General features: G+C 52.2%; 18 protein-coding genes, 1 tRNA gene and 1 pseudogene. 12 read left to right on the top strand and 8 right to left on the bottom strand.

Annotated elements, in window-relative coordinates:
- Nucleotides 1–289: 289 nt before the first annotated feature.
- From rsfS to VB741_RS11650, 5 genes are all read left to right on the top strand, one after another.
- Nucleotides 290–700, top strand: coding sequence for a ribosome silencing factor (rsfS, locus tag VB741_RS11670; protein WP_442786341.1), 411 nt, complete (start codon nt 290–292; stop codon nt 698–700).
- 52 nt (nt 701–752) lie between these two features.
- Complete coding sequence (locus VB741_RS11665) at nt 753–1,250, top strand: CGLD27 family protein (RefSeq protein ID WP_323365351.1); 498 nt, start codon at nt 753–755, stop codon at nt 1,248–1,250.
- Between the two features lie 208 nt (nt 1,251–1,458).
- Nucleotides 1,459–2,412, top strand: coding sequence for an asparaginase (locus tag VB741_RS11660; RefSeq protein ID WP_323365350.1), 954 nt, complete (start codon nt 1,459–1,461; stop codon nt 2,410–2,412).
- 77 nt (nt 2,413–2,489) lie between these two features.
- Nucleotides 2,490–2,566 (top strand) — tRNA-Met (locus VB741_RS11655).
- Between the two features lie 188 nt (nt 2,567–2,754).
- Nucleotides 2,755–3,315 (top strand): peroxiredoxin, encoded by a 561-nt coding sequence (locus VB741_RS11650; protein WP_323365349.1) that lies wholly within the window; start codon nt 2,755–2,757, stop codon nt 3,313–3,315.
- Between the two features lie 57 nt (nt 3,316–3,372).
- On the opposite strand, the gene VB741_RS11645 is transcribed toward VB741_RS11650, so the two are convergent.
- Nucleotides 3,373–4,110, bottom strand: coding sequence for a succinate dehydrogenase/fumarate reductase iron-sulfur subunit (locus tag VB741_RS11645; protein ID WP_323365348.1), 738 nt, complete (start codon nt 4,108–4,110; stop codon nt 3,373–3,375).
- A 332-nt stretch (nt 4,111–4,442) separates the two neighbouring features.
- Between VB741_RS11645 and VB741_RS11640 the strand changes: the two genes are divergently transcribed.
- Nucleotides 4,443–5,036, top strand: a complete 594-nt coding sequence (locus tag VB741_RS11640; protein WP_323365347.1) for a hypothetical protein — start codon at nt 4,443–4,445, stop codon at nt 5,034–5,036.
- A gap of 29 nt (nt 5,037–5,065) precedes the next feature.
- Here VB741_RS11640 and VB741_RS11635 read toward each other — a convergent pair whose 3' ends face one another.
- The 4 genes from VB741_RS11635 to topA all read right to left on the bottom strand — a co-directional run bounded on the left by VB741_RS11635 (nt 5,066) and on the right by topA (nt 10,875).
- Complete coding sequence (locus VB741_RS11635; RefSeq protein ID WP_323365346.1) at nt 5,066–5,488, bottom strand: hypothetical protein; 423 nt, start codon at nt 5,486–5,488, stop codon at nt 5,066–5,068.
- 24 nt (nt 5,489–5,512) lie between these two features.
- Complete coding sequence (locus tag VB741_RS11630) at nt 5,513–6,214, bottom strand: DUF5671 domain-containing protein (RefSeq protein WP_323365345.1); 702 nt, start codon at nt 6,212–6,214, stop codon at nt 5,513–5,515.
- Nucleotides 6,215–6,339: 125 nt separating this feature from the next.
- Nucleotides 6,340–8,040 (bottom strand): DUF3352 domain-containing protein, encoded by a 1,701-nt coding sequence (locus VB741_RS11625; protein WP_323365344.1) that lies wholly within the window; start codon nt 8,038–8,040, stop codon nt 6,340–6,342.
- A gap of 135 nt (nt 8,041–8,175) precedes the next feature.
- Nucleotides 8,176–10,875: a type I DNA topoisomerase gene (topA, locus tag VB741_RS11620; protein ID WP_323365343.1), complete on the bottom strand. Its 2,700-nt coding sequence runs from the start codon at nt 10,873–10,875 to the stop codon at nt 8,176–8,178.
- Between the two features lie 611 nt (nt 10,876–11,486).
- Between topA and VB741_RS11615 the strand changes: the two genes are divergently transcribed.
- Nucleotides 11,487–13,076, top strand: a complete 1,590-nt coding sequence (locus VB741_RS11615) for an NAD(P)H-quinone oxidoreductase subunit N (RefSeq protein WP_323365342.1) — start codon at nt 11,487–11,489, stop codon at nt 13,074–13,076.
- A gap of 134 nt (nt 13,077–13,210) precedes the next feature.
- Here VB741_RS11615 and VB741_RS11610 read toward each other — a convergent pair whose 3' ends face one another.
- A complete protein-coding gene (locus tag VB741_RS11610) occupies nt 13,211–15,991 on the bottom strand; it encodes a sensor histidine kinase (protein ID WP_323365341.1) in 2,781 nt (926 codons plus the stop codon).
- 376 nt (nt 15,992–16,367) lie between these two features.
- On the opposite strand from VB741_RS11610, the gene VB741_RS11605 reads away from it, so the two are divergent.
- Nucleotides 16,368–17,534, top strand: coding sequence for a quinone-dependent dihydroorotate dehydrogenase (locus VB741_RS11605; protein WP_323365340.1), 1,167 nt, complete (start codon nt 16,368–16,370; stop codon nt 17,532–17,534).
- A 15-nt stretch (nt 17,535–17,549) separates the two neighbouring features.
- Here VB741_RS11605 and dapB read toward each other — a convergent pair whose 3' ends face one another.
- Nucleotides 17,550–18,374: a 4-hydroxy-tetrahydrodipicolinate reductase gene (gene dapB, locus VB741_RS11600; protein ID WP_323365339.1), complete on the bottom strand. Its 825-nt coding sequence runs from the start codon at nt 18,372–18,374 to the stop codon at nt 17,550–17,552.
- A 95-nt stretch (nt 18,375–18,469) separates the two neighbouring features.
- Between dapB and VB741_RS11595 the strand changes: the two genes are divergently transcribed.
- The 4 genes from VB741_RS11595 to ileS all read left to right on the top strand — a co-directional run bounded on the left by VB741_RS11595 (nt 18,470) and on the right by ileS (nt 25,070).
- Nucleotides 18,470–19,492, top strand: coding sequence for a Ycf66 family protein (locus tag VB741_RS11595; RefSeq protein ID WP_323365338.1), 1,023 nt, complete (start codon nt 18,470–18,472; stop codon nt 19,490–19,492).
- Nucleotides 19,493–19,934: 442 nt separating this feature from the next.
- Nucleotides 19,935–21,107, top strand: a complete 1,173-nt coding sequence (locus VB741_RS11590) for a response regulator (protein WP_323365337.1) — start codon at nt 19,935–19,937, stop codon at nt 21,105–21,107.
- A gap of 82 nt (nt 21,108–21,189) precedes the next feature.
- Nucleotides 21,190–21,996, top strand: coding sequence for a Uma2 family endonuclease (locus tag VB741_RS11585; RefSeq protein WP_323365336.1), 807 nt, complete (start codon nt 21,190–21,192; stop codon nt 21,994–21,996).
- Between the two features lie 230 nt (nt 21,997–22,226).
- Entirely contained in the window at nt 22,227–25,070 is a 2,844-nt protein-coding gene (gene ileS, locus VB741_RS11580; protein ID WP_442786340.1) for an isoleucine--tRNA ligase, read from the top strand.
- A gap of 291 nt (nt 25,071–25,361) precedes the next feature.
- On the opposite strand, the pseudogene VB741_RS26325 reads toward ileS, so the two are convergent.
- Nucleotides 25,362–25,451, bottom strand: a pseudogene (locus tag VB741_RS26325) (IS1 family transposase); the annotation flags it as partial.
- Nucleotides 25,452–25,872 lie beyond the last annotated feature (421 nt).

The following is a 25,872-nucleotide window of genomic DNA, read 5'->3' as shown; positions in this document are numbered from 1 at the left end:
CGTTACCGCCTCGACGCTCACGGCGGCGGCCTAATTCCTCCTAAGCTGATGATACCCTCATATGCTCACCTTCAAGAAGTTGAAAGCTTCTGTATCAACTGATACGATTTGAATTTATAATTGCTGACCTGGATGATGCATTACACCTCGTTACACTATGGCAGCAGAATGATTCAATATGTTCTGCTTCAAATAATTTGCATTACCGTGTAGATGTAACTGAATTTTCTGAGGGAGCTGAATATCATTGACTGAGGCACTTAAGTTGGATACATCAGGGACTACAGCGATAGACACATCGGATGATGCGATCGCACTCCAAACCGACAAAAACGCATTAGCCCTGGCCCTGGCAATTGCCAATGCGGCCGATGATCGCAAAGCTGAGGACATTTCCATTCTTCAGGTGGGGGACGCGTCCTATCTGGCTGACTATTTTGTGATTGCCACCGGCTTTACCAATGTTCAAGTTCGCGCCATTGCCCGTTCCATTGAAGCCACCATCGCAGCCGACTACGGCCGTTCTCCCCTCCGCACCGAGGGCTCTGCCGAAGGTAAATGGGTGATCTATGACTACGGTGAGGTGATCGTCCACATTTTTCAACCTCGGGAACGGGAATATTACGACCTGGAAGCGTTTTGGGGCCATGTCCAACGTATTGAGTTTATCCCGGTTGCCCCGACGGGCCTAACCCCATAGCCCATAGGGATTGTGTCCTATGATGGAGAAATTCTCCCGTTAACGATTGACCATGAAACGCTCTACGTCGCGCTGTCCTGTTCCTGCTGAGCAGTTACCCATACGACAATATGAGGATATGCGAGAGTCCTGGTTTTACAGCTGGGGTGCCCGTGACCTGCGAGGATATATGGTCCCTGTTCTAGTGGTTTGGGGCTTGAGCTGGTTAGTCTCAGGCCCCATCGCGGCGGTTAGCTATGCGCCTCAGCATTTTTTGATGAAGTTTTTGGTCAGTGCGGCCTTGGGAGCCCTGGTGATTCCGGCCCTAACGCTGCTGCAGCTTTATGTAGGCTGGTCCCACGTAGGCAATCGGCTGAAAATTAAGGACCTGCCCTACGAAGAATCGGGTTGGTACGATGGCCAAATATGGACCAAGCCCGACGACGTCTTTAATCGCGATCGCTTAATTGTGGACTACCAGGTCAAACCGATTTTAAATCGACTAATCAAAACCTTTGGCATCATGGCTGGCTGCCTTGCCGTCGGCATTCTGGGCTTATCATTAGCTTGAGCATCAGCCTCTGCAACGGTGCTGGTAGTTTTTCGCAGACTATGGGCTTTGCTCGGCTGGGGGAGTTGATCTTCTAAGCCTGTGGGCTTTTGCCACCGCCAAATTCTCCTGAAATTTTAATCTGGATCGAGTACTAATATGGGCAGGTTCTATCTAATGCACCGGTATTGTCCATCGGTAAACCCTTTAGCTGTTTCAATCAAAATCTATGCCTAGGCCAAGCCGTATCTCCACTGCTCCACTAGCCGTTCAGCTATTGAGGGAAGGGATTGTTGAGTCTGTCCACCAGGTCCACGCAGCGGTGGCCGATAGTCGTGGACGCTTACTATCAGCGGCGGGTGACGCCGATCATGCCAGCTTTATCCGTTCTGCCCTAAAGCCATTTCAAGCCATGGCAATGACGTCCACCGGGGCCTTGGATACCTTTAAGTTGACCGACAAAGATCTGGCCGTTATCTGCGGGTCTCACCAAGGCCTTACCAGCCAAGCCCGTCAGGTGTTTGGTATTCTGTGGCGGGCTGATTTGGAACCGGGCTGTTTAAAATGTCCGACACCGCCTGGCAAGCAAAGCCCGTTGGAGCACAACTGTTCGGGTAAGCATGCGGGCATGTTAGCGGTTTGTAAACAGCAGAGATGGGAACTCAGCAGCTATCTAGAGCGCAGCCATCCCCTGCAAAAGCAAATTCTGAGCTGCTTTTCGGGGCTGTTGGAGATGCCGTCCGATGAGTTTATCTGTGCCCACGATGACTGTGGTGCCCCGACTTACTTTATGCAGCTGCGTCAGATGGCAACGCTCTATGCCAAGCTAGCGTCGGGGGAAAATCTTGCCATGGAGCGGGTGGTGCGAGCCATGACCCACCATCCAGAGATGGTGGCGGGTCCCCAGGGATTTGATACTGAGCTGATGCACCTGACGGGCGGAGAAATTCTTAGTAAGTCAGGCGCTGAGGGGATTCAATGCCTCAGCCGGGTGGGGGAAGGTTTGGGTTTGGCCCTCAAAGTCGTGGATGGATCTAAGCGAGCAAAATATGCGGCGGCGCTCCATGCCCTGCGCCAGTTGGGGTGGATTTCTCCAGATATCGCTGATACCCTGGCTGAAACCTATCTCAACCTCAGCAGTTACAAGCGATTGGACATGGTGGGGGATATTTCCTTGGACTAATTCCTGGGCTGTTCCAGTCGCCCTGAAAAAAAGTATTGCGCTTTACACTCGACGTGGTTATAGTAGTAAAGCGCTAACGCGGGGTAGAGCAGTCTGGTAGCTCGTCGGGCTCATAACCCGAAGGTCGTTGGTTCAAATCCGGCCCCCGCCACCAGTTAAAAAAATGGATTGAAGCATGGCTTCAATCCATTTTTTTATGGGCATTTTCCATCTTTCTGATGGGTTTAACGGCCATCCTTTTCCATGACCCTGGGGTGTCTGTCTCCACCCGTCCGCCCGGCCTGCTCGAGGGAGGGGAAAATGTTAACTTAGGTAAAGTAATTGCTTTGATCGTGCTTCGCTATGAAGATTTTGTTGGCCCGCCGTTTTGTGGCTCGTCTGATTTTGCCCATTCTGTTGGTCTGTGGCTTGCTGCTAGGGCCATCAGCGCCCGCCTATGCCCTCGGTGGGGAGCAAGTGCCCCTGGGACAGGCGGCTCCTGGGTTCACCTTGCCGACCCACGTGGGCGACGGTGATGTTTCCCTGGCTGACTATTTAGGCCAGTGGGTGGTGCTGTATTTTTATCCCAAGGATTTTACCCCCGGCTGCACCCTAGAGGCTCAACGTTTTCAGCGGGACTTGCCGGAGTTTATGGAGCGCAATGCCCAGGTGATCGGGGTGAGTGCGGATGATGTGGATAGCCACGCTGAATTTTGTGATTCTGAGGGATTGACGTTTCCGCTGTTGGCGGATGTGGATGGGGCTGTGAGCCGGGCCTATGGGTCTTGGATGCGGCCCATGTCCATGCGCCACACCTACCTGATTGGTCCGGACGGTACGATGCAGGAGCGTTTTCTGGGGGTGCGTCCGGCGATCCATAGTCAGGAGGTGTTGGCCCGACTGGATGAACTGCAACAGGCGTAGGTATTTTTCTAGTTTGTTGTAGGGGTTGGCAGGCAAACCTCTACAACAAGATGGCCGTTATAAAATGGCCTTGATATATTCGCGGCGCATGGTTGCGATCGCATCAATCGAAATCCCTTTGGGGCAGACCGCCTGACATTCTCCATGGTTAGAACAATCCCCAAAACCCTCGACGGACATTTGGGCCGTCATCTTCAGGACCCGCTGTTGACGTTCGGGATGCCCCTGGGGGAGCAGGGCTAGGTGGGCCACCTTAGCCGCCGTAAACAGGGATGCCGACGCATTGGGACAGGCGGCAACACAGGCCCCACAGCCGATGCAGGTGGCATAGTCAAAGGCCGTTTGGGCATCCCTGGGGGCAATGGGGATGCTGTTAGCCTCTGGAGCTGAACCGGTTTTCACTGAGACAAATCCGCCCGCCGCCAAAATCCGATCAAAGGCACTGCGGTCCACCACCAAATCCTTCACAATAGGGAATGCCTGGGCTCGCCAAGGCTCCACCACCACGGTGTCACCGTCTTGAAAATGCCGCATGTACAGCTGACAGGTGGCGGTGCGCTGCTGTGGCCCATGGGCCTGACCATTAATCATCAGATTACAGGAACCACAGATACCCTCCCTACAGTCGTGGTCAAATTCCACTGGGGCTTGGCCCGATGCTGTGAGCTGCTCATTTAAAAAATCTAAGGCTTCTAGGAAAGACATATCGGGAGATATCCCCGACAGGTGATAGTCCTTGAGCTGTCCCTGGGTCCCAGGGCCATTTTGTCGCCAAACTTTAAGCTGTAGCTGCATAGTGCTTTAGACTACCTGGGATTCACGGGTGGGCTGCTTCTATTTTCATACATCCACAAGACGTACGCCATGTGGCCTAATTTTGATCACCTAAATGGAAAATATGGAGCCATGACAGCCCCTAAAAATGCTGTCCCTGCCTTAGCAGGGCCCTCTTTACCCTCGCAGGTCCGCAATTCTCCAGAAGCCCCTAGAGTCAATTCAAGCAATATTTATTGAAATCTCCCTATTGTCACGGGCGTATTTACTTGGGGCGGTCCTTTAGCCTGGGTTCATAGGGCATTGTGATGTTTCCTGACCCCATTCTACCGACCTGAGGTTGTCATCTTTCCATGAAAAATCGTCTTTTTTTAATGGCCATTACTACGGCTACCCTCACCCTATCTGATCCGCAAATATCTCTCGCTAAAACTGTTTCCTATGATTTCACCGTAGATGTGCTGTCAGGGCCTCTGACAGGTGAACGCTACACAGGTATGACATCGGTTGATGTGACTGATTTACTCAAAGACAATAATGAATCGGTTAAATCCACATCGATCACCTTTGAGTTTGGCGATGCTAAGTTTACCGAGGCTGACGATGTGCAAAATCCTGAGGCTGATTCCCCCAGGGCTAATTTCCAGGGGGGAGAGTTTCTTGGCAACACCTATATCGTGTCCAGTTTTGGGAATAACGCAACGGAAATTCCCTTCATACAAAATGTTGCCGTTGACGGTTTTGCCATTGACAACGGTGATTTTGGTTATGTGGTGGGGGCCAATCTTTATCGGGGTATTGTCACCTATCGCTTGCTCCCTGGGGATGAGCAGCTCGATACTCCAGCTCAATCGGTGCCAGAGCCATCATTCTGGATGGGTTTGGTGACGATAGGCTATGCCATCAGCGGTGGCCGTTGGCTGACCCGACTTGAGAGCGACCAATAGCCCATAGCTCCTGGGTGAATCTGGGGCTTTTAATATAGGGATGGGGGTGGTTGGCCCAGCTCTAGTTCAAAACAGTGCAACCCCTGGGGATGTTGCCAGTCTTTACTATGGGTATTGGCAAGTTTGTGGGTCTGGCTATCGGTGGCAAAGTTGGCACACAGTTTATAGTAGTTTTCGTCAATTTTGCTGTAGCGATAGAGTTCTTGGGTGATAGGATCCTCTCTTTGGTCAGCCGGATCTAGGCCATCGGGTAGGGCATAGTCAGTTTGTTCCTGCTTGCGCCAGTAGAGGGTATTTGCGATCGCATTTAAATCCTCTAGTCGCTGCCGATCGCTCATGATCAGCCGCTGTTGGCCAGGGGTTCCCAACACCCAAAAGCCTGCCCCAGCCCCAGCGACGACAGCCAGGGTGGCTAGGGCAGCAAATGTACGGTCAAAGGCTACATGGGGCATAGGGCAGTCACAGGGAGCAGAGATTTAGGCTTGGGCAGGACGTCGTTGGATCCATTGGGAATAGTAGGCCAGTACACCACCATCCAGGGTTAAAATCACCAGCACCTTCAGCAAAAACCGGAGGGTTAACTCACCTCGTAAAAACGATGTGAGGAAGGCCATCAGGGTGCCGATGCCCACTAGGGCCACCACCAGCAGCGCTATATAGGTCAGCCATTTACGCACGCCAGAGTAGGTTTTTTCCCGGTAAATGGAGATGTCCTTCAGGATGTTACGCATCATCAGTAAGTACACCGGATAGGCCACCAACAGCCGCGCTAGGCAAAATGCCACCTGGAACGACGAGTCACCAACGTTGCGATTGAGGGGATCAGGCATGACATGGTTGATCAAAACAAACCCAATTTCCCCCAGGGCCTGGGTCCATATCCCCAGGGTAAAAAACGAAAGCAAATAAGCAAAGGCATCTCGGGCTGATTCCCCTTGGCCTCCGTGGGGAGAGGGTATAGGCCACCCCACTAACTCTTCATAGACGACAAAATAGGCCCGCTCAATCTCTCTTTGGGGCCAGCCAAAACTGCGCAGCAGGTCACTAATAAAGGCATCGGAGGCCCCTTTATCACGGGCCGCTGCAATAAAATTTGCCAGCTCTGATCGGTTTTTTGGCTGGCTTAGAGAGCCTTCAGGGGAATGACTCGATGGGTCATGGAAAGAGTCTTGAACCATAGGGGCGGGGGAAAAACCTTTGCTCCTGCCTACGCTAGCATTGCGGCCCGGTGATTTTGGTGAGAAGAGGATAATTCTTAGTAATTGTCTGAGGCATTGCTTTGATCGTCTGTTTGGTTGCCTGTTTAGTTCTCTAGGGAGCTCTCTGGGTCAGCCTCTGAGCCAGCATCAGCGTCTGGGTCTTTCTCTGGGGAGGCTATCTTGCTCTCTGGCAGCGGCTTCACCCGTTGCCCCTTGGGTAGCTCTACAAATATGTCGTAGCTGAGGCTACGCTCATCTTGCACCCGGGTGGTGACCCCAAGGCTTCTAAGCGCCGAGAAGAACAGACCGTCGGGCAGGATGGGAAACGGTAAGGTGCCCTGAAGCTCAGTTAAGCGTTCAACATCGACAAAAAAGTAGCCGCTGTTGTCCTGGGGCGATGTGTCTAAAAGGGTTTTAAAGGCTCGATTGGTCCTGAGGGATGTGTCTGGGCGTGGTGCGATCTGATCGAGGATGTCTGGGCCCATGGCAAAAAAAGTCACATCCTGATCGAGCCAACCATGGCCCATGGCAATACCACCGGGGAAAGATACCAGTTTACTAACGGGCTGGGAGTTGATCTGCAATGGCTCCACATCAAACCGAAAGCGACTAACCAGCACCTCATTTAGCTGCTCCCAAGTGACATCAGCCGCTTGGCGGTCGGCCACATCCGCCACTAAGGCCAGTTGCCCCATGGGGATGGTGGACTCAGGCCTATCGTCATCGGCGGGGGGTAATAACCCAAACGCAGCTTCTCCCCCAAGCCACGGCAAAATATCATTGTCAATATCCAATCCGGTTTGGGTCTTTAACCCCTTGGCTAAGGACTCTGAAGAAACGGGCAGCAGCCCATTGATCCGCTCTGCATCCTTGAGGGCTTGCCACAGGGGGCCGATACTGCTGGTGGAAACCATGATCACAGTGTCAGCGGGCAACCGTGACGGGGCCATCGCTGGAGCATTGACCATGTCCCTATACACCGGCTGATCCTCAGGGCCTAACCAGGTAGAAGCTTCAATATCTAACCCATTGGGTAAAAGATTAGCGGCGGCCACTAAACCATTAATCTCCGGTAGGGTATCACTCCCAGTAAATACACTAGCGGCCACGGGGACATTGATATACACCTGGGCCATAGCCGAGGATATATTTAGATGCTTGAAGGCTTGTTGATAGTCATCGTTATTGAGCATTGACACCCCCCCCTCAGAGCTATCGATCACCGCTTCAATCCCCTTTGTCCCTGAGGCCAGCACCAGCCATTTACTGCCTAAGACAGTGCTCTCATAGGTTTCCCCCGCAGCCGTTGTGATGGATTGGATGGAGACGCCTTTATAGTCTCGACCGACCCACGTGATGCCCTCCTGGGGTTCTGAAAGGATTTCTTGGGCCTTAGATGAGTCCGCAATGGGCACCACCAGCACCATCTCCGTTGCGCCTTTGCTGGTGGCCGATTTAGGTAAGAAAGCCAGGGTGACCTGCTCCCCCAACCAGGGTTGAATGTCGGTTCTAAACCGATAGCCATTGGCGCTGATGATGCGATCGCGCCAGGTGACTAACCATCGATCCAAACCCCGCTGTGATTCAGGCGTACCCATCTGTCGCAAACGGGTCCATTGACTTTCATCCGTCGTCAGGGTGAGGGCCATTAGGGCATCACTCGGCACTAGCTCCATACCCATCGGCGGCTTCGGCCCTGACGAAAGGCGTGAACCAATACCCAAGTAAGCGGCAGCACCACCCAGCACCAGCAAAGCGGCAGTGCTAACTGTAACCAACAGGGGAGGACGTTGTTTGAGAACCATAGGAATAAAGACGGTAAAAAACAAACAACGCTTGCTAATCTACCATCGGTTTAGTCCATGTGCCTCAACCAAGTAAAGACGTTACAAAAATGCCCTACTCAGCATTCCTTTAGCCGCAGCTACGGTGCCACTCTTTTAGGTAGTACTGGCCTTTTTCGTCGTGGTCTTTTTGGCCGTAGCCTTTTTCGTTGTGGCCTTTTTCGTCGTGGCTTTTTTGGCTGTGGTCTTTTTCGGGGTCGATTCCTTAGTCGCAGTCTTTTTACGAGTTGTTTTTTTCGTCGTGGCTGCTTTGGCCGTAATAATTTCTAACGCTTCTTCCAGGGTAATGTCCTTAAACTGCTTACCCTCTGGCAAAGAGGCATTGACCTTCTCATACTTGATATACGGACCATAGGGGCCATCGTAAATATTGATCGGCTCCTCAGTTCCAGGATAATTGCCCAATTCCCGCAATGGCTTAGCCGTTTTGCGCCCCCGGCCGCGTTTAGGCTGGGCCAATAGCTCCAGTGCCCGTTCCAGGGTAATTTGCAGTACATCATCCTCACTCTTCAAGGACCGGTAATCTTTACCATCCTTACCCTGGTCATGGACCACATAGGGACCAAAGCGGCCCAAGCTAGCTTTAACCTTGGCTTCAGTTTCGGGATGTATACCCAGCAAACGAGGTAGGGACAATAGCCCCACCGCCATTTCCAAGTCCACAGACTCGCGAGTGACCCCCTTCGGCAAGGATACTTGCTTGGGTTTAGGATTTTCCTCAGTTTTGTCCCCCAGGCGCACATAGGGACCATAGGGACCAATCAGGGCATAGATCGGCTCACCGGTCTCGGGATGCAGACCCAGTTTCTCAGGACCTTCTGTTTTCTGCTTCAGCAGCACCTGGACTTGGAGATCGTTGAGGTCCGCTGGACAAACATCCAGGGGAATAGAGGCGCGCACCGATTCCTCTTCTCCGGTTTCCCCAGTGCGAATGGTTTCGACATAGGGACCGTACTTCCCAATTCTCACCTTAGCGCTGAGATCGGATAGGTCCACCGTACGGGCCTCAGCTGGGTCAATCTGACTTTCCCGAGCTTCCACCTGACCGGCCAATCCCTCGTCACCGGAGTAAAACTTCTTCAAGTAGGGTAGCCACTCCGCTTCCCCCATGGAGATTTCATCCAGGGTGCGCTCCATGCGGGCGGTAAACTGGACATCCACCAAATCTGGAAAATGCTGTTCTAACAGCTCGGTCACCGCAAAGGCAGTAAATGTAGGCATTAAGCTGTTATTGAGCGGATGCACATAGCCCCGGTCGATGATGGTGCCAATGACCGATGCATAGGTACTGGGGCGGCCAATCCCCTCTTTCTCCAATGTTTTGACCAGGGTGGCCTCGGTGTAGCGGGCAGGCGGCTTGGTTTCATGACCAATCGGCTCCAGCTCAGTACAGCTGGGATTGTCCCCCACCTTTAGGGCAGGCAGGATGACCTCGCGATCTTCCAAGGCCGCATTCGGATCATCAGAGCCCTCCACATAGGCCCGGAAAAAGCCTGGAAAATCGATCCGTTTGCCGGTGGCTTTGAACGTGGCATCATCCACTTCAATGCTGACGGTGATGTGGGTTTGGCGAGCATTAGCCATTTGACAAGCCACCGTCCGCTTCCAAATCAGGTCATAGAGACTGAGCTCACGGTCCTTAAGCCCAGTTTCCTGGGGGGTACGGAAGGTGCTGCCCGCAGGACGAATGGCCTCGTGGGCTTCCTGGGCTCCCTTGCTCTTGGTGTCATATTGACGGGGCTTGGGACTCAGGTACTCCTTGCCATATTTCTGCTCGACACAGGATCGAGCCGCCGTAATGGCCTGTTGGGATAGGTTAACTGAGTCCGTACGCATGTAGGTGATAAACCCTTTCTCGTAGAGAGACTGGGCCGTGCGCATTGTATCTCGGGCGGATAGACGTAGCTTCCGGTTTGATTCCTGCTGCAGGGTGGAGGTGGTAAAGGGCGGAGCTGGCTTAGGGCTGGAGGGCCGCTCGTCTAGGTTAGAAACGGTCCAAACACTGGTTTCTAACCGTTGCTTTAATGACTGGGCCTGGGTTTCATCCAGCAGAACCACATTTCGTCCAGCGGCAATTTGCCCCGTATTTTCATCGAAGTCGCTACCGGTGGCCACCCGGATACCCCCCAGGTTGGTTAACTTGGCTTCAAAGGGACCACCAGCCTGGCTGAGGGTGGCCTTAAGATCCCAGTAGGAGCCTTGCTTAAAAGCCCGACGGTCGCGCTCCCGCTCCACCAGGAGCTTAACCGCCACCGATTGGACTCGACCAGCTGACAGACCCCAGGCAATTTTTTTCCAGAGTAGAGGGGATAGGGTGTATCCCACCAAACGGTCTAAAATCCGTCGGGTTTCTTGGGCTCGCACCAGCTGGTTGTCAATGTCACGACAGCTGCTGAGAGCGGCTTTAATCGCATCTTCGGTGATTTCGTGAAACACCATGCGCTTGATGGGCACCTTGGGCTTCAGCAACTGCAGCAAATGCCAGCTAATGCTTTCCCCTTCTCGATCTTCATCCGTGGCTAGGACTAGCTCGTCCGCATCTTTCAAGGCATCCTTGAGGGCCTTGACTACCTTTTTCTTATCCTTGGGCACCAAGTATAGGGGCTCAAAATCTGAGTCGACGTTCACCCCCAGCTGTGCCCATTTTTCGCCCTTAACATTGGCTGGAATTTCACTAGCCGACTTAGGCAAATCCCGAACATGACCCATGGAAGCTTCCACACGGTAGCCTTTGGGCAAATAATTCCGAATTGTTTTTGCCTTTGTAGGTGACTCAACAATGACAAGGGTGGACATAGAGCTGAACTGAAAGATAAGGGTCGATGACGTAAATGGGGAGCCAGCCATGTCTAGATGACGAACCTGACTAGCTCCCAAACCCAAACTAGCGAAACGACTGCGTCGTTTAAGCAGGTGTTTGATTCCTAGAAAGAATGCCCCAAAGGGTCACAATGGGGACGGTTTTCATTGGCTAACTATACATAACCATGACATCTAGCTCAGCAACTATTCAAGAATATGCTCAGCCTCTAAGGGCGGGCAGCCTTCCCTGGATCGTTGTCAAGCTTCGTGTAACGGTCGTCCTTATATATCGATAGATCGAAATGGCGGATTTCGTCCACCTCTTAATTGGTAAAGTCCTTGATTTTCGCCTGATCCCAGAGGGGGAAAATTGGCTTGAGACGCCTGATAGTGGGGATTTAAACAATTTTCAAAAAGAATTTGATGAGTTTGCCCTAATGACTCCTTGAGCCCAGGAATCTGGAAAAATGGCCGCGCCCGGGACGATGTCCCTGAATTTCAAACCAGAAAATTTAATCTGATTCAGGAATTTTCCCTGGGGAAGCTCAAGATGAGTAAGAATACTAAGGTAAGATGCCAAATGGAAATACTGCACCACCTCGCCAATGGACTTTGCAAGCCTCGCTGCTCAGTTAAATACGGGCAACATCCTACCCGAATTAATTGTTATCGTGACGATTCTGATTATTTTGGTAGGCGATTTGATTGCCGGTCGGGCATCCTCCCGCTGGGTTCCCTATGCCGCCATTAGTGGTTGTTTGGCCTCCGTTGCCGCCCTGACACTCCAGTGGAATACGGACAATCCCATCGCATTTTTTGGTGAATTTAATAGTGATGCCCTGAGCCTGGTGTTTCGAGGCATCATCGTTTTGTCAGCGGCGGTAACAGTGCCCATGTCCATTCGCTACGTGGAGCAGTCGGGCACTGCCCTGGCTGAATTTTTGGCGATTTTGCTAACGGCCACCTTGGGGGGTATGTTTTTGGCCGGTGCCGATGAGCTGGTGACAATTTTTGTATCCCTTGAAACCCTAAGTATCTCTTCCTACTTGCTCACCGGTTATATGAAGCGGGACCCTCGCTCTAACGAGGCTGCCCTAAAGTATTTGCTGATTGGTGCGGCGAGTTCTGCAATTTTTCTGTACGGGATATCGTTGTTATACGGCCTCTCCGGGGGCGAGATCAGGTTAAGCGCTATATCCCAAGCACTGGCTAGCAATCTTTCCACTGGCAATGGCGAAAGCTCTATTGGCTTGGTGGTGGCCCTAGTCTTTGTGATTGCGGGTATTGCCTTTAAGGTCGCCGCTGTTCCTTTCCACCAGTGGACTCCCGATGTCTATGAGGGCTCGCCTACACCGGTTGTAGCCTTTTTATCCGTGGGTTCCAAGGCCGCAGGTTTTGCCCTAGCCATTCGCCTATTGGTTACCACATTTCCCCTGGTAGCAGATGAGTGGCGTTTTGTCTTCACAGCCCTAGCCATCTTGAGTATGGTTTTGGGCAATGTGGTAGCCCTGGCCCAAACCAGCATGAAACGGATGCTGGCCTACTCTTCCATTGGTCAGGCAGGCTTTATGATGATCGGTCTGGTAATTGGCACTGATGCTGGCTACGCCAGCATGCTCTTTTACCTGATGGTTTATCTGTTCATGAACTTGGGGGCATTTACCTGTGTCATCCTCTTCTCCCTACGCACTGGCACCGACCAGATTAGTGAATATGCAGGGTTGTACCAAAAGGATCCTCTGATTACCCTGTGTCTTTGCCTCTGCCTCCTTTCCCTCGGCGGGATCCCCCCCCTGGCGGGCTTCTTTGGTAAGCTTTATATCTTTTGGGCAGGCTGGCAGGCTGGAGCATACAACCTAGTTTTGATTGGTCTGGTTACCAGCGTTATCTCCATCTACTACTACATTCGTGTGGTGAAGATGATGGTCGTCAAAGAACCCCAGGAAATGTCCGATTCGGTCAAGAATTATCCTCTCCCCCAGTGGGATTTGCCAGGAATGCGCCCGATGCAGTTGAGTCTAGTTCTAGCTGTTGTCGCCACTTCCCTAGCCGGGGTGCTGTCTAATCCCCTATTCACTTTAGCCAACGACTCTGTGATTAAGACACCGTTTCTCCAGACTGCGAAGATTGAAATGGCTGCCCATCAGCCCCATGGTTCACTAGCCGTTGTGCCAGAAAGTTACAAAGTTCACTAGGCACAGCACCTCCACAGTCTAAGATCTATCTTAAAAAAGTAGAATGCCTGGTATCTCCTACGTTGATGCCAGGCATTTTGTTTACAGGAGCAGGGCTTAGGACTGCTACATCTGGTAGCATCTGGATCGCTTTCTTAGCTATTCGGGGGATGCATGGGAAACATCACGGAGCTACGGATGCGATTATCGTCCAGCTTCTCTAGAACAAACTCTCCACCCAATCGCCCCATGAGTGACCGACAAATCGCCAAATTTAGGCCAGGGGGAGTATCCAAAAGTGATTCCGCTAGATGGTCAAGGCGATGCCCTTGGTTTAGGGCCTTAATGATGCCATCTTCCACATCACCGTCATCGGTAATCGATAGCTCAATCCATTGCTGATCCAGGGGACGACTCCAAATATCCACCCGACCCCGAGCCGGTGAACGTCGGCAGGCGGCTGAAATCAGTTCATATAAGATAAACTCTATCTTCTGCATCTCACCCTGCAGAGCCAAATTGCTATCAGAGTGAACTTGGGTCCACAGCTGTTTTTTTTGTACCTGGGTCTGCACCCGTTTCATCAGACGGTTCAGTAAAGCAACTAGGGGCACTTTGCGGGGATCAGAAGCCATGGCCCACCGTTCTCGACCAGTTAGCCGCAGTAATTCCTTTTCCATCCCCGCCAAGCGGCTCTCCACAGCATGGAAGTAGGGTTGGTTACTGATGTCAGGCAGCTGCTTTAAATTATTCAACTGACGCCGCGAATCCTTGATCTGTCGCCGGATATCATCCATGTGGTGATGCTTGTACCAGTTCAGCTCCGTTAGTTGGTTTTTGTGGTTTTTCAACCGGTTCGTCAGGAGCAAGTGACGACGGCACCAAGCGAGTTGATGAACCAATACAGCCAACATACTCATCTGCTGATCGGAAAAGCGACGATCTCCATGATCAGCCAGGACGATAGCGCCATTCAGGGCATGTTCTGGGGATGTTCTGAGGGCCACCACCAGTAGCTGAGCTTGCCCCGGACACCTCAACCACTGACGCGTCACATCCGGTAACTCTTCATACTCCAGCTGAATCACTCCGTCGGTCTGGATCGCCCAGTTAATCAGGGCGTCCCCATCCACCAAAATAGGCGGCGTGTCCTGCGCAACAAACTGCTTTTCTCGAACTACAGAAGATGCCAGGCGAGCCTCCTTTTGATTAGTTTCCCAAACGATCAGAGCCACTAGGGGCAAGCGTAGCAGTTGACTGATGTGGTGGGTTGCTGCCTGCTCTAGCTGAGCAACATCAAAGGTGCGTTGTAGATTGCGCAATCCCCACTGCATCGTGTCATGCATCTGGGACTGCTGCTGGGCCTGGCGTTGTAACGACCACTGATGGAGCACTAAACCAATCTGACGCCCCACCGACTGCAGCAGATCCTGCTCCGTTTGGTTCCACCGCCGACCATCGGTGTCGGTCACCACGAGCACGCCCTCTGGAGCCTTGCCTGGGGAAAGGTTATAGGCCATAGCCGCCTGCATCCCCATCTGCAAAAACAGGGGATGCCATGCCCGCAGTTTGAGGTCATTATCCAAATTTTCGATACAGATGGGGGTGGTTTGGCGAGACAACAGCTGCCAATCAATGTCGTGGAGAGAGCACCAGGGATCTTGGGCCGGCTTACTGCGGGTGCTGTGGTATTGGTAGCCCACCTCAAATCCACCACATTCCAAATCGGGAATCAGCACCAGGAGTCCATCGATTTCGAGGGTGGCAATCAGTTGCTCAGCACATTGGGTCATGACCGATTGCCAGTCGCGATCCCCATGGATGCTTTGGGCGAGGCCTACGGATAGCTGATGGTTGGCCTCTAGGTCTGCCACCCGTTCCTGCAACGCTGACATGGGCATCCCCAAGCTAACGACTTGAGCCGCCGCTGTCAGATACCGTTTCTCTGGCACACTCCACTCGCGGGGTTGGGTCGATTCCACGATTAAAAAACCCAGCAAATCTCCTTGCATTAAAATCGGGGCCACCATCAGGGAGGGCTTTTCAAACGCTGTCTTGAGGGGGTCGATCACCGCCTCAGTGTGGGAGCAGCTCTCCGCACCAATCACAATCACATCCCCACAGGAGAGAGTTTGATAAAACTCTTGGTAGCCATTGGCCGACAGTTGAGATAGGGCAGGTGCTTGAGTCGTATAGGCATGGCGATTGTGGCCACCGTTGGCGATACGATGCCAAAAGAACCGTTGCTGAGGTTCAAACCAATAGGCGCGGGTACGATTAGCCCCGACAAATCGATGGGTCGCATCGACAATTTCCTGCAGCCTAGGTTCTAGTTCTTGAATGGTCTCTAGCTTGGTCAGTAACTGAAAAAATGGTTGGGAGGGGCGTTTTTCGAGCTGGAGGTAATAGTCCTGCCGGTATCGATGCAAAATGGTTGCCAGGGTGGTGACCAAGATCGCAAACGTTTTCTTCTGCACTCCGGATTTTAAAACTGCACCTCGGCGTGTTGTCCCTAAAAGCACGATGCCTAGACATTCCTGCTGCCGTTGGATGGGAAAAATCAGGGCGTCGTGTATTTCCAGACGCTGAGCAATGTTTTTCCATTCTCCGGCTCGATGGGATGCTTGGAGGTCATAGACGGCAGCTGGAATTCCCCGCTCTATCACCTGCTGAATCGCATCATCAGGCTGAAGGGCGATCTTTTGCCATAAAAAATTTTTGCCGTTGGTCAAAACAGCGGTTTGAGTGTTTAAACTCTGCTCGTCTGAATCATAGAGGCCAATCCATGTCAGATTATGGGCATAGAGCCGCTGCATGTATTCAGCAATCTCTTTGAGTTGGCCATCGACGGTATCCTGTTCCCATACGGTTTTGAGGACCTGGCCCAAATTGGCCAAATGCTGTTCACATGTCGCTGGGGGGATGAGGCTAACCATAAAGACTCGGATTTTGAGAATTCAGACTATTTTCTGGATAAGGACGATTGAAATTTAAAGTGACAAAACGATTTAAATGTAACTTAATGTAAGCTAGCCTAGCTTTCTAAATCATCCTAATTTGTGCAAAACGTTGGGAATAATTGACCCGTTCAATGCGTTGCTTGTCGATGCCCCAGGTCAAAAGTCATACAAAATGAATCAAATATAGATTAGTGACCATCAGTGCCCATGGTTTTAATCCTAACGACGAGAAGTCATGGGTTACATATTTATATCAGCTATCGTTCCAGCTAAGTGGCCACCCCAAAACCAAACCAAAGCCAAATAGGCCATAAGCAACTCAAATGGAACGATATAATCCACAGGATTATTTGTGGGTGGTGTATTCGTGCTGCAGGATGTTTATAAATTTAGTTTGCTTCCACTGCTGTTTCAGCGCTTTGGGGCCGATCCGGAAACGGTACATCAGCAGACAATAGACGTTCTGGCCTGGATTGCTCAGCCGCCAACGACGGCTCCGTACTGGAGCCAACCCGTCCGCCGCTTTGCCCAAGCCTGGTGTGAAAATAGTTGCCAAATGGGGTCCTCTCGCCTCAGGCAAACCCTATGGCACCAAACATTTAGCAATCCCTTAGGATTAGCCGCTGGCTTTGACAAAGATGGTATTGCGTCCGACTGTTGGCCCTTGATGGGGTTCGGATTTGCTGAGTTAGGTACGGTCACTTGCCATGGTCAACCGGGTAATCCGAAGCCGCGCTTATTTCGTTTGCCCCAGGACCAGGCGGCTCTAAATCGCATGGGGTTCAATAATCAGGGGTCGTCTGCCCTAGGGGAACGCCTGCGTCAGCGGCCCTTGTCTCCAGACTTTCCCAGGGGGATCAATCTAGGCAAGTCCAAGGTTACGCCTTTGGAGGATGCGGCGGCTGACTACCTGCAGAGCTTTCAGCGGTTAAGGGATATGGGGAGCTACTTTGTGGTGAATGTGTCGTCCCCCAATACGCCGGGGTTGCGATCGCTCCAAGCTCGTTCCCAACTAGAGCCCATTTTGGCCACCCTCCAAACCGCCAACACCCAGCAAAAGCCATTGCTGATAAAAATCGCCCCAGACCTTACCTGGGAAGACATTGACGATATTTTGGAGCTGACCCAGCAGTATCATTTAGCCGGAATTATTGCCACCAATACCACCATTGCCAAGGAGCAACTTGCCACCAAGCGGTTAGATGCCACGGGCAATTTGGTGGTGGAAGAAGCGGGAGGGATCAGCGGTGCGCCATTGCGACAGCGCTCCAACGAGGTGATTCGCTACATTTACAAAAAGACCCATGGACAGTTACCCATTGTGGGCGTGGGGGGCATTTTTACCGCTGATGACGCCTGGGACAAAATTACGGCTGGGGCATCCCTCTTACAGGTGTACACCGGCTGGATCTATGAAGGTCCATGGATGGTAAAAAACGTCCTCAAGGGTCTTCTGGCCAAGCTGGACAAGCATGGTCTGGACAATATCCAAGCGGCCATCGGTTTGGATGTGAATTAGTTGGATGCGAATTAATCAGAGGATCTTGTCCAATCCATACAACAGTGACTTCAAGGGCAAGACCTTGCGGATGCTTAATAGCACACCGGGCATAAAACATACTCGGTCCATAGCATCGTGGCGCAATGTATACACCTGACCCGGTGCACCGAACATGACTTCCTGGTGAGCCACCAACCCCGGCAGGCGCACGCTATGGATGTTGATCCCCTCGGCTGTGGTACCACCTCGTGAGCCCTGTAACGTTTCGGTCTCTTCTACTTCGGGTGGATTGAAGGACGGTTTCACCTCCTGGAGCATTTGTGCCGTTGCGATGGCCGTACCGCTGGGGGCATCCGCCTTGCGGTTGTGGTGCAGTTCAATGATTTCCACATGGTCAAAATATTCAGCCGCCTTCAGGGCTGCCTGCTGCATCAAAATTACTCCAATGGCAAAGTTTGGAATGATCAGACAGCCCACACTGGCTTTTTCGGCGAATTCTGCCAGTTGAATAATTTGCTCAGGGGTTAAACCGGTGGTGCCCACGACGGGACGGACGCCATAGGCGATGGCGGCCCGCACCTGCTCATAGATTTTGGCTGGGTGGGTGACATCCACCATCACCGCGTTGCCCTCGCTCTGGGCCATCACCAGGGTGGCCTCCAGGTCGTTCGTCACTGGGATTTCCAGGGGGCCACAGCCGGCGATTTCACCAATGTCTTCACCGAGGGCGTCAAGGTTACGATCCACGGCACCGACTAGTTTTATGTCCGGGGCGGTTGCGATCGCTTTGACAATTTCACGACCCATCCGGCCCATGGCACCATTGACCACGACCGGAATTTGGGGCTGATTGCTCATGGGGGATTCTAGGACGGGAGTACAGTCAGATATCTTACAACTACGAAGGTTATCGATAATAATGAAGTCTGTTCATCACGCTGGAGTCGAAGCGGATGCTAGCAAATTTGCTGGCCGGAATTGTGGGTGCGGGTAGTTTAGCCTTCTATTTGATTGCCTTTGTGCTACCAGAGGTACATCGCCGCTCGGACTTTTTCTGGAGCGGTGTGGGCATGTTTTATGCCGTAGTGCTGTGGTACTGTGCCCGACAAATGCAGGGTGCTGTACTCCTGGGGCAATCAGCTTCAGTCGGCCTGCTGCTATGGCTGGGCTATCAAACCCTGCTGCTGCGCAGAGAAACCACCCCAGCAGCCCAGCAAACCCCGATTCGGCTAGGTAAATCTGAACGCCGTCAGTTCAATGGCACCATCAGCCGCCCCATCGCCAAGGACTATGAATTTGTGGAAGATGGGGTGGAAGATCCCCTGGATGAAGCCCTAGACCACAACCCCGATAGTCCCATCCTGATTAAACCCGCCCCAGACGAATTTGCCCCCAAGATGGTGGTGCCGGCCGCCATGCCAAAGTCCAACATTAAGGAACATGCTACGAAAAACGTTGCAAAAGAGGCCCCCGATCAAGCCGTATCCGCCCCACAAGAGATTGCCAAAAAGCGGAAAAAGCTAAATCTCCTAGGGGCTGTCGGTATCTTCACAGGCTGGCTCAAGGACGTGGCCACTCCTCCCCAAAAAGAGCCCAAGGCCATGATTGAGCTGCCCCCCAGACCACCGTCTATTCCTAAGCCCGATCAGGTATCGGACAGGGCTAGCGCATCAGACAGATCAGCGCAACCGGCTGATGGGAAAAAGCTAGAAGTGATCGCAGAAAATCCAGACGTAACAGCAGAAAACCTGAATACATCGCCGCCCATCCCGTCTACCAAGGGCGCATCGCCTGGGGGGAACCTGTTGTCTACCAAGGACACCTTGTCTGCCCCAGACATATCAGCCACACCAGCGAATCTCGAATCTGATGTTGCGACTTCAGCTCCTGAGACTGCCCCCGCAACATCATCAACTGCGTTCCAATCAGTTGATGAAGAAGAGAGCAACTGGCCCGAAAACGAATTTTGGGACTAACTGCCAGGGGTCAAGCTGTCGTTGAACAACCGCCTACATATGAAGAGTTTGCGGAGATGCATAGGAGATTTGAGAAGACTTTATAAAGTCACTTGAAAAAATGGGGTAATTTTAATCTGTGTAGGTGACTTTTATCGTTACATCACAGTGTTGCATCACGTAGACAAAGTTTTGCTGCTAGAAAACATATACATTGTTGCCTTTTGATACACTACTCTAAACATGATTCCATGTTGCACAAAGGCTCTAGATTTATGCAGCCCATATCACATAAAATGCTTGCTAAATGACCTTTCTACACGGTCAGGTAAAAATACGCACATCAGCGTAATTATTGTGTGAGTGCACTTAACTATTGGCGTTCACCGTGTTTCTGCGGATTATAGTCAAGTTGTTTGTAAGCATAATTTCTTAGTAAGCCCGATTACAAACAATAGGGGTAATGAGAGCTGAAGTCGCCACGTCCAATGTACTTGTTTCCGAACTGGATGCAAGAATACAGCTTGCTAGGCAGGAACAACTGACCGGCATTCTGTCGATTAAAAGTGATATCCATCGGTGGCGCTTATATTTTTTGGTAGGGCAGTTGGTATGGGCCAGTACGCACACCCATGAAAAACGTCGTTGGCATCGTCAATTGTTACGGCATCGTCCTGATTTCCTCAGGTATGGTTTGAGTGCTTATCCTGACTGGACCTATAATCGTCTAGCCCGGCTAGTGGTCTGTAAAAAGTTTAATCGGGAAGTCTTCTCAGATATTGTAGCCGGATGTATTTCCGAAGTGTTATTTGACTTGTTGCAACAGCAAGAGACTTGGGATTTTCAAAAGGTTCAGCCGGGACTAACCTATCGGATCAAGCCTCAAAAAGCCTGTGAGTTTCCTTTTATAAATCTGCAAAATATTCGCCTATGGTCCCAGGTCAAGCACGAGTGGCAGGAGTGGCAACAGGCTGGGCTAACCCAGGTGAGCCCCAACCATGCACTGGTGATAAAAGATCTGGCGTCTCTAGAAGATCTGGCATCCCCAAAACTCTTTAAATTATTGACTGTATTGGCTGATGGCAACCAAACCCTGCGGGACCTGGCTCTAAAAAACAATCAGCCCCTTATGCCGTTTGTGTTGTCGATTTTGCCTCACCTGCGTAATCAGTCCCTGCGACTGAAGCCGGTGGGAGACACGATTACGACAGCGATCAACCCAACGGACAATGACATCGCTGTTAAGTTAGCCCAGGCAATTATTCCGAAAGATGCCAGGATTGTGTATGTGGATGATAGTCCCGCCAACAGTCGGAAAATGGGAACGATTGTTGCAGCGGCGGGCTATCGCTATACCAACATTGCCGACCCAATTGAGGTGTTGAAACAGCTGCTGAAGCTGCAGCCAAAGATGATCTTTTTGCAGTTGACGATGCCTGTGGTCAATGGCTATGAGCTGTGTTCGCAGATTCGACGGATGGCGGATTTTAAGGAGACCCCCATTGTTATGGTGGGGCATGGTAACAGTGTGACCGAACGGATGCGGGCCAAGATGGTGGGGGCATCGGAGTTTTTGAGTCAGCCGATTAAACCGAAGAACGTGCTCAAGACGTTGATTATGCTCGACATGATTTGAGGGGAGATGCGGAGTAACCGCTGACAACTCAGGTAAGTCGCTACAATGTCTAGTTATAGCCCTGGTCTATTCAGAACACATCATGGTTCTATACTTTGACCCCAAGCAATGTTTGCCCTCTGCGGCTGAGCTCCCAGACTCAGACGATACCCCGGTGGATAATGAGTTACAGAACCTAATTCCGAATTTGCTCGATGCAATTTTAGCCCTGGTCTGGTCCCAGCGGCGGGACTGGTTTTTTGGGGTGGATATGGGTATCTACAGTCATCCCCAGGAGCCCCCCTTGGTGCCGGATGGTTTTTTGAGCCTGGGTGTGGACCGCTTTGTGGGTGAAGAAGGGCGTTTGAGTTACGTGCTGTGGGAAGAGGAGAATATTGTCCCGACGCTAGCCCTAGAAGTCGTCTCTAAGACCTACGGTGGCGAATACGATCGCAAAAAGGAGCGCTACGCTGATTTGGGCATCCGCTACTATGTCGTGTATTTGCCCAATCCTCAGTTTCGCCGTAAACGGACTCCCCTAGAGATCTATCAGCTGGTTGATGGTGGGTATCAACGTCTAGAGGACAGCTTAGAGGGCAATCCCATCTGGCTGCCTGAAATTGGCTTAGGTCTAGGTCGTGAGCGAGGACTGTATTTGGGTCGCGATCGCGAATGGCTCTATTGGTACGATCAAGCCGGTAATCGCCTGCTCACCCCCGAAGAACAGGCTCAACAGGAACGCACCCGCGCGGACCAAGCCCAAGCCAGGGCGGACCAAGCCCAAGCCAGGGCGGACCAGGAGCAGATCCGCGCAGAGCAAGAACGCCTTCGGGCAGACCAGGAACAGGCAAAAGCCATACAATTAGCCGAAAAGCTCAGGGAACTCGGGATTGACCCGGACGCTCTGTGAGCGGTTTAGGCACCATAGTTGGTCGCCATATCAGTCCCATCCCCCGGCCCATCCCCCGGTCACCATTGCAGTAAAAAAACTAAAACTATTGAAGCGATAGGAACTTCTAAGGCAGAATGACGGGAGCGTAATCAATTCCCTTCGTTTTTTCCCACATCGTGACTGACCCCAAGAACGCCGAAGCCAAAAGCTATAAGGACACTGTCCTGTTGCCTAAGACCGACTTTAATATGCGGGCTAACGCGGTTCAGCGTGAGCCAGAGCTACAGGCATTTTGGGATGACAGCAAAATTTATGAAACCCTGTCCCAGGAAAATTCCGGGGAGGTGTTTGTGCTCCACGATGGGCCGCCCTATGCCAACGGCGATCTCCACATGGGCCATGCCTTAAATAAGGTGCTGAAGGACATTATCAATAAGTATCAGCTGCTGCGCGATCGCAAAGTGCGCTATGTCCCAGGCTGGGACTGCCATGGCCTACCCATCGAACTCAAAGTCCTCCAAACCATTGACCGCAAAGAGCGGGCCAACCTAACGCCGCTGGAGCTACGGCAAAAAGCGAAGGAATTCGCCCTAGAAACCGTCGAAAAGCAGGCCAAGGGCTTCCGTCGCTTTGGGGTATGGGGCAATTGGGACCAGCCCTACCTGACATTGCAGCCCGAATACGAAGCGGCCCAGCTCGGTGTGTTTGGGGAGATGCTCCACAAGGGTTACATCTACCGAGGACTGAAGTCCGTCCACTGGAGTCCATCCTCCCAGACAGCCCTGGCAGAGGCTGAGCTGGAATATCCTGAGGGTCACATCTCCCCCAGTATCTACGTGGGCTTCCCCATGGTGAGCGCGTCGGAATCGGCCAAAGCAGCCCTAGCCCCCTACTTAGATCATCTGGGCGTTGCCATCTGGACCACCACCCCCTGGACCATCCCCGCCAATGTGGCCGTGGCCGTCAATTCAGAACTGACCTATACCGTGGTGGAAGTGGCCTCTGGTGCCCCCTATCGATATCTGATTGTGGGTAAGGACCTGATTGACACCCTGAGCCATACCTTCGGCACCGCACTGACGGCCAAAGTAGATATCAAGGGTTCTGACCTGGCCGGGTCCACCTATCACCATCCCCTACACCAAAAGGAAGCCACCTTTAATCGGGAAAGCCCCATTGTCATTGGCGGCGACTACATCACTACGGAATCCGGTACGGGACTGGTCCACACCGCCCCCGGCCACGGTATGGAAGACTTTGGCGTTGGTCAGAAATATGGTCTGCCCATCCTTTGCCCGGTGGATGCGCGGGGTGACTTCACCGCCGAAGCTGGCAGCTTTGAAGGTTTGAACGTGCTGAAAACGGCCAACGATGAGCTGATCAAAGCCCTGACCGAAGCCAATAATCTGTTGAAGCACGAACCCTACGCCCACAAATATCCCTACGACTGGCGTACCAAAAAGCCCACCATTTTCCGGGCCACTGAGCAGTGGTTTGCCTCCGTAGAGGGTTTTCGGGACGAAGCCCTGAAGGCTATTGCCGAGGTGCAATGGATTCCTGCCCAGGGGGAAAACCGCATCACTCCCATGGTGGGGGATCGATCTGACTGGTGTATTTCCCGGCAACGTAACTGGGGCGTGCCCATCCCGGCCTTCTACGATGACCAGACAGGGGAAGTGCTGATGAACCAGGAAACCATTGCCCATGTGCGAAATATTTTCGCGGAGCAGGGTTCCGATGCCTGGTGGAGTATGTCCGTTGAGGAGCTGTTGCCCGAGGCCTATCGCAACAATGGCCATACCTATGTGCGGGGGTTCGACACCATGGATGTGTGGTTCGACTCCGGTTCCTCCTGGGCGGCAGTGGCGAACCAGCGAGATGGGCTGAAGTATCCGGTGGATCTATACCTGGAAGGGTCGGACCAGCATCGGGGGTGGTTCCAGTCGAGCCTGTTGACCAGTGTGGCCACCCATGGCTGTGCGCCTTACAAAACGGTACTCACCCATGGATTTGCCCTGGATGAAAAGGGTCGCAAAATGAGTAAGTCCATCGGTAACGTGGTGGACCCCTATGAGATCATTGAGGGGGGTAAAAACCAGAAGCAGGACCCACCCTATGGAGCCGATGTACTACGGCTGTGGGTATCCTCCGTGGACTATTCTTCGGATGTGCCCATCGGTAAGACTATCCTGAAGCAGATGGCAGATGTGTACCGCAAGATTCGCAACACATCGCGGTTTTTGTTGGGGAACCTGCACGACTTTGATCCCACCCAGGATGCGGTGCCCTATGACCAACTGTCTTCGTTAGATCAGTACATGCTACACCGCATGACGGAGGTCTTTGCGGAGGTAGAGGCGGCCTTTGATTCGTACCAGTTCTTCAGATTTTTCCAGACTGTGCAGAATTTCTGTGTGGTGGATCTGTCGAACTTTTATTTGGATATTGCCAAGGATCGGCTGTATATCAGTGATGCCAATGCGGCGCGGCGGCGTAGCTGCCAGACAGTGCTGGCGGTGGCTTTAGAGAATTTGGCGAAGTCCATTGCGCCGGTGCTGTGCCACATGGCAGAGGATATCTGGCAGTCTATGCCCTATGAGACGGGCCATAAGTCGGTGTTTGGGGCGGGTTGGTTAAAGGTGGATGCGGCCTGGGCGCAGCCTGGGTTGGCGAAGACTTGGGACCAGCTGCGGGAGCTGCGGAATGAGGTGAATAAGGTGCTGGAGCAGGCCCGTTCGGCGAAGGATATTGGCTCGTCGCTCGAGGCGAAGGTGTTGATTTATGTGGCGGATGCTCAGCTGAGATCGCAGCTAGAGGCGATGAATCCGGGGGATGCGATCGCAATGACCTCCAACCACGTGGATGAAGTACGCTATTTGCTCCTGGTCTCCCAGGTGGAGATTTTGGCCAGTGCCGATGGGCTGAAGGATATTAAGTATCGCAGTGAGTCCGATGCGTTTGGGATTGGCATTGTGGATGCGGATGGGAAAAAGTGCGATCGCTGTTGGAATTATTCCACCCATGTAGGCGAGTCAGCAGAGCATGAGACCATTTGCGAACGGTGTGTAGAGGCGTTGGATGGCAAATTCTAGGTGGTTGACCCACCCCGTTGCCTATCCCAGGAGAGGATGGGTTGCGCTGCTTGCACTAACGGCCAACCCACCCCGTTGCCCCTCCCAGGAGGGGATGGGTTATCGCCAGGGGCATAAAGGATAGGAGCTCGTAGAAAAAAAATTCCTAACCCATAAAATAGCCCTTGTTCCTCCCCTCTCGGGAGGGGTGCCGTAGGCGGGGTGGGTCCGATGCTTGCGCGGACAGCCAACCCACCCCGTTGCCCCTCCCAGGAGGGGATGAGTTATCGCTGGAGGCATTAAGGGATAGTCCTAAAGCTGTAAGGATACGTTGTAGTGGTGGATAAAGTACCAGATAGCGCCAATGTGATTTTCTAACTTTTTTGAGAAAGACATTGGCTTGACGGAGCACTAAACGATATTTGCCATGGACGTATTCTTATAGCCAAGGTTCTGAAACATCCGCTACTCTTGCAATGCCTAGTAGGGGTATCTTCTCTAGCAAAAGCTTGTCAGTATCAGTTGTCTCAACTGATATGTTGCTAACAAAACCATTTTAACTACTCGATGCTTTCTGTTGATGCTCGGGACAATCTAGACGAAAATCGCGATCGCCAAGCAGGGCATCCACTAAATTGCAATAGTGAGATCGCTCAGGCTCATAATAATCCTCAAATGCAGTTGAGAGGCCTAAAACATTAGACCTCTTGCATAATAGTTTCTATGGTAGATTTTTAGGTTTTGGTTCATTGCTTTACACCTAGGCAGATGAACTACGAAGCCACCCAAACCCTTAGCAATTCAAAGTTTAAGCGTCGATTCG

The sequence above is a fragment of the Leptothoe sp. PORK10 BA2 genome (genome assembly GCF_034932105.1).
In the GTDB taxonomy this organism is placed as follows: Bacteria; Cyanobacteriota; Cyanobacteriia; order Phormidesmidales; family Phormidesmidaceae; genus Leptothoe.
Note: the sequence above shows the minus strand (reverse complement) of the source record. Positions and strands in the feature narration are given on the sequence as shown.

Bases quoted from the DNA above. Each gene is read 5' to 3' on its own strand.
- VB741_RS11665 (WP_323365351.1), top strand. From the start codon at position 753: ATGAAACGCTCTACGTCGCGCTGTCCTGTTCCTGCTGAGCAGTTACCC.
- VB741_RS11660 (WP_323365350.1), top strand. From the start codon at position 1,459: ATGCCTAGGCCAAGCCGTATCTCCACTGCTCCACTAGCCGTTCAGCTA.
- VB741_RS11650 (WP_323365349.1), top strand. From the start codon at position 2,755: ATGAAGATTTTGTTGGCCCGCCGTTTTGTGGCTCGTCTGATTTTGCCC.
- VB741_RS11645 (WP_323365348.1), bottom strand. From the start codon at position 4,110: ATGCAGCTACAGCTTAAAGTTTGGCGACAAAATGGCCCTGGGACCCAG.
- VB741_RS11640 (WP_323365347.1), top strand. From the start codon at position 4,443: ATGAAAAATCGTCTTTTTTTAATGGCCATTACTACGGCTACCCTCACC.
- VB741_RS11635 (WP_323365346.1), bottom strand. From the start codon at position 5,488: ATGCCCCATGTAGCCTTTGACCGTACATTTGCTGCCCTAGCCACCCTG.
- VB741_RS11630 (WP_323365345.1), bottom strand. From the start codon at position 6,214: ATGGTTCAAGACTCTTTCCATGACCCATCGAGTCATTCCCCTGAAGGC.
- VB741_RS11625 (WP_323365344.1), bottom strand. From the start codon at position 8,040: ATGGTTCTCAAACAACGTCCTCCCCTGTTGGTTACAGTTAGCACTGCC.
- topA (WP_323365343.1), bottom strand. From the start codon at position 10,875: ATGTCCACCCTTGTCATTGTTGAGTCACCTACAAAGGCAAAAACAATT.
- VB741_RS11615 (WP_323365342.1), top strand. From the start codon at position 11,487: ATGGACTTTGCAAGCCTCGCTGCTCAGTTAAATACGGGCAACATCCTA.
- VB741_RS11610 (WP_323365341.1), bottom strand. From the start codon at position 15,991: ATGGTTAGCCTCATCCCCCCAGCGACATGTGAACAGCATTTGGCCAAT.
- dapB (WP_323365339.1), bottom strand. From the start codon at position 18,374: ATGAGCAATCAGCCCCAAATTCCGGTCGTGGTCAATGGTGCCATGGGC.
- VB741_RS11595 (WP_323365338.1), top strand. From the start codon at position 18,470: ATGCTAGCAAATTTGCTGGCCGGAATTGTGGGTGCGGGTAGTTTAGCC.
- VB741_RS11590 (WP_323365337.1), top strand. From the start codon at position 19,935: ATGAGAGCTGAAGTCGCCACGTCCAATGTACTTGTTTCCGAACTGGAT.
- VB741_RS11585 (WP_323365336.1), top strand. From the start codon at position 21,190: ATGGTTCTATACTTTGACCCCAAGCAATGTTTGCCCTCTGCGGCTGAG.
- ileS (WP_442786340.1), top strand. From the start codon at position 22,227: ATGCGGGCTAACGCGGTTCAGCGTGAGCCAGAGCTACAGGCATTTTGG.